This window comes from Peribacillus sp. P4_C12, from assembly GCF_056402095.1.
In genome coordinates, this window is record NZ_JBFUIB010000360.1 from 1 (window position 1) to 3,891 (window position 3,891).

The 3,891-nt window shown below is 37.2% G+C and carries 5 protein-coding genes; 1 reads left to right on the plus strand and 4 read right to left on the minus strand.

The window, feature by feature from the left end; all coding sequences use genetic code 11:
• Positions 1–253: 253 nt before the first annotated feature.
• Entirely contained in the window at positions 254–1,015 is a 762-nt protein-coding gene (locus tag AC1DUW_RS22880; RefSeq protein WP_053345516.1) for a GTP cyclohydrolase II, read from the plus strand.
• Between the two features lie 229 nt (positions 1,016–1,244).
• Here AC1DUW_RS22880 and AC1DUW_RS22885 read toward each other — a convergent pair whose 3' ends face one another.
• The 4 genes from AC1DUW_RS22885 to AC1DUW_RS22900 all read right to left on the minus strand — a co-directional run.
• A complete protein-coding gene (locus AC1DUW_RS22885) occupies positions 1,245–1,403 on the minus strand; it encodes a hypothetical protein (RefSeq protein ID WP_477643541.1) in 159 nt (52 codons plus the stop codon).
• A gap of 808 nt (positions 1,404–2,211) precedes the next feature.
• On the minus strand, positions 2,212–2,427 hold the full coding sequence (locus tag AC1DUW_RS22890) for a YneF family protein (RefSeq protein ID WP_034312934.1): 216 nt from the start codon (positions 2,425–2,427) through the stop codon (positions 2,212–2,214).
• A gap of 84 nt (positions 2,428–2,511) precedes the next feature.
• Positions 2,512–2,952, minus strand: coding sequence for a sporulation inhibitor of replication protein SirA (gene sirA, locus AC1DUW_RS22895; protein ID WP_053345514.1), 441 nt, complete (start codon positions 2,950–2,952; stop codon positions 2,512–2,514).
• A gap of 296 nt (positions 2,953–3,248) precedes the next feature.
• Positions 3,249–3,891 (minus strand): transketolase-like TK C-terminal-containing protein (locus tag AC1DUW_RS22900; RefSeq protein ID WP_477643542.1); only part of this gene is annotated, 643 nt, incomplete at its 5' end.

A 3,891-nucleotide genomic window follows, 5' to 3' on the forward strand; every position in this document is an offset into this window, starting at 1 on the left:
GAACACGTAGCATAGGTGTTCTTTCTATTTCTCAGCCCCTTGGTTTTATTTCAGCTTGAGATAATGCCTATATGCTCAAACAATTCGGAAAGAAAGCATCCAAAAACCTTTTAAACGGTTAGATTATTCTTTCCTGCCTCTTATTAAAACAAAAGATTCACAAAAGAATGGATTGGGTACAATATGAACAGAACTGTTAAGCGTAGTATAAATTGCCTAAAATAATATTTTGAAGCATCAGGAGGAAGTTTATATGATTAATGAAAAAGTGGCTTTGATATTAGAAGGTAAAATTAACGTTATTAAAAGTGGTGAAAAATCCATTTATTTAGTAGGCCCTATCAAATTACCCGTTAACTTAGAGGGAGAAACAACCATATTCCAATGGTATTGCTGGTTACGTTGTGAGAATATGGCAGGTCATTTTTGTGATGACGGCTCTTATAATACGGAAAAGATCATTGAAACTTTGGCCTCTTCCAATTTAGCGGAAATGCAGCAATCCAGTGTGTTACTGTATGGAGATTTTCAGCATTCTGCCGATGCCCTTATCCGTATGCATAGTATTTGCCATACTGGCGATATTTTTGGCAGCAAACGGTGTGATTGTGGATTTCAATTAAAGCAGGCTATGAAAATGATTGCGGCTCAAGGAACCGGTGCTTTATTTTATTTAGCGAATCACGAAGGAAGAGGCATCGGCTTATTTAGTAAAGCCATGGCTTATGTTCTGCAAGAAAATGGATTGGATACGGTGGAAGCGAATTTGGAGCTCGGGTTTGTTGATGATGCCCGTAACTATGATGACGCCATTCGAGTGTTAAAAAAACTGCGGTCCAATCCAGTGACTCTTATCACCAACAATCCGAGAAAATTAGCAGCCCTTCAAAAGTCAGGTGCCAATGTTGCAGGGAGAGTTCCGTTATGGGGAGATATCTCCGAGTATAATGAAAAATATTTAGAAACTAAAGTCGTACGTTCCGGTCATTTAAAAGATGTATATCTAAATGAGTGACTGATTTTTATATGAAATTGGCTGTACTAATGAATGGCAAAACCGTTTCAAATCCCCTTGATGTATATGTCATTGTGAATGTTTACCGAATTGTTGGAAACAGAGTCTAGCAATGAAGGCCGTACTTAATATTTCTCGTGCAAAGATCGAAAATGGGATTGGAATCAGTCCCATAAAAATTGTAGCAAATCGTGAAAATTGCAGAGATTCCTTGTCATTATTATCTTTATTAAAAATGGGATTGCCGACCAAATTGTTGAAACTGCAACTGTCCCAAATACAGCAGCGTTTCTTCTGTTAGCAAGATGTTTTGAAAAACGATTGAAGCATTCATCCCAATCAAGGCTGCAATGATACCAATGGTAATTACAAGGAAACCCGCATACATTCTTGCTTTCTTAGCCTTACCATCATCTTGTGTTGAAGCTATTGCCTGGATAATATTTTGAGTTGAAAAGATGAAACCGATATTAGCTATAGTCCAAATTAGGAACTAGCTTTCTTCAGTGTGAATGGCAGGGCTCAAGCGAGACTGCCCCCACCTGACTAGAGGTTTAAGACCGTGTTTTTTCATTTTGCGGATTAATGTCGTATAGAAACACCCATTACCTTGCAGCCTTGCGAATACTCCCTTCCCGCTGAATCATACTCTCATTTAGCTTTTTCTCCACAGACCTAAATAAGTTTCTTTAGGCATCTCAGCATTGAAACCCTTCAACAATTTCCGTGGTACTTTTGGAGCTTCAACCTTTGTCGCAACGTTTACCTTTATATATTCCTCTCGCTCACACCAACTCAAAAATTTCTTAATCATCTTAAACATAGAAACGATACACTGAGTTTGTAACCTGCTTTTTGTTTCACCCTTACATATGCCTTTAAGTCATGTGTAGTTATACTTTCTAATTCAGTAATAGCTCTATCATTGAGGTAATTCTTCAACTGTTTATTCTCCTGCTTTTTGTTCTTCAAGATTTTCTCGGTAAACCCTTTCTTGGCATAATCCACGAACAACACAAAAAAACCCCTCTCTCTGGTTTAGTTTAAGTCAGAGAAAGAGGTTTCGAATTAGTCTGATAAAAGATAAAGCAAAAACAATAGCCATTTATGATGAAAGTTTCACTCTATAAGGTAGTTTATGATTTGCTTATCTTATAATTGCTATCAATCAATTGATAAACCCTAAAGCTAAAGGTTTACTTTGTTTGTTGTTTATTCATGGCGCTCATCATTTGATTAATTTTCTTTTGGGATGGTTTCATACCCATTTGCATCATCATCATTTTCAACATTTGTTCGTTAATTGGCGGATTTTTCTTTAAGTAATCCATCATGTATTTACGAGCGATGAAAAATCCCAGCACTACTCCAGCAATCAATGCCAGTACGCCAACTAGAATGTAAACCCACATACTATTTCCTCCTTCATGTTGTCTAACATCAGTGTACTAGACCAAAGGTTATTATACAATACCCGCTACTGAAAAGTCCCCCATTTAGACAAATTTTCTTTCTTTTATCGGTTTTAACCAACCATATTTTTCGTGTTCAAAATCAATGGCCAGAAAACTCGCTTCATATTTGCGAATACATTCAAAGAACGCTGTCTCGGCTTCATAGTCTCCATCAGCTTTAAGGGTAATAGAATCATCATGGATGATTAATACTGCTTTGCTTGATCCACTCGTTTTTTCTAGATAGTATTTTCCATTCTGAGACCAAAAATTCATCTTTTTTTGCAAACGCTGTTCAATGGCTACCTGCAATTGGATAATAGGGACTGTCTTGGTGACAAATTCGATTTGTTTTTGCAAAATACTCTTCAGTCTGCCCCTTGCTTGAATATACTCCAAAAACAAATTGAAAAATAGCTTTTCTCTTCCATAATAATGATGGGCAAATTCATCTTCGATTAAAAAAATTTGATAGGTTCTCATTAGCCAATGCCTCCTAGCATTCCTATTTTGGAAACCAGAACATTTTTATTTTTCGATAACCCGCCATTATTTTCTATATTATAATGGCTACTCCCCTTTAATTGACATATTTAAACGAAAATTATTTATTCTCATTATATATTGACAAACCAACAAGATATGTTGTTTGCTGGAGAAATATTTTTCTTTTTTTGTCGAATAGAAGATTTACCGTAAATAATGGGCACTTTCAACATGCTTTAAGAAGATTCGATAAAAAAACTGACACCAAACTAGTTTGGTGTCAGTTCCGAATTTTATTTAAACATTTCTTTTACACGAGCAACTACATTTTCTACAGTGAATCCGAACTCTTGCATGATCTTACCACCTGGTGCAGAGGCACCGAAATGATTAATTGCCAAGATTTCGCCTTCATCGCCAGTATAACGATCCCAACCAAACGGTGAAGCCACTTCGATTGCTAGACGTTTCTTAACAGCCGGGTTGATTACACTTTGTTTATATTCTTTAGATTGAGTTTCGAAGCGATCCCATGATGGCATGCTGATAACAGAAACTTCAATTCCTTCTGCTGCTAATGCTTTCTGTGCTTCAACAGCCAGGTTTACTTCAGAGCCAGTCGCAAGAAGTAATGCATCCGCTTCATCTTTATTAGAAGCAGATATAATGTAAGCCMCTTTTGAAACACCTTCATAAGCAGTTTCAGAAGTGTTTTTTATCGTTGGCAATCCTTGACGTGTTAGAACAAGGGCAGTCGGTTTATTAGTTGACTCCATCGCCACTTTCCAAGCTGCTGCTGTTTCATTACCATCAGCCGGACGGATTACCCCAAGGTTCGGCATTGCCCGCAATGAAGCTAATTGTTCAATAGGCTCATGTGTCGGTCCGTCTTCCCCTACAGCAATACTGTCATGAGTAAATACATACGTAACAGGA

Excerpts from the sequence above, each read along its gene's own strand:
- AC1DUW_RS22880 (WP_053345516.1), top strand. The coding sequence starts at position 254 with ATGATTAATGAAAAAGTGGCTTTGATATTAGAAGGTAAAATTAACGTT.
- AC1DUW_RS22885 (WP_477643541.1), bottom strand. The coding sequence starts at position 1,403 with ATGTATGCGGGTTTCCTTGTAATTACCATTGGTATCATTGCAGCCTTG.
- AC1DUW_RS22890 (WP_034312934.1), bottom strand. The coding sequence starts at position 2,427 with ATGTGGGTTTACATTCTAGTTGGCGTACTGGCATTGATTGCTGGAGTA.
- sirA (WP_053345514.1), bottom strand. The coding sequence starts at position 2,952 with ATGAGAACCTATCAAATTTTTTTAATCGAAGATGAATTTGCCCATCAT.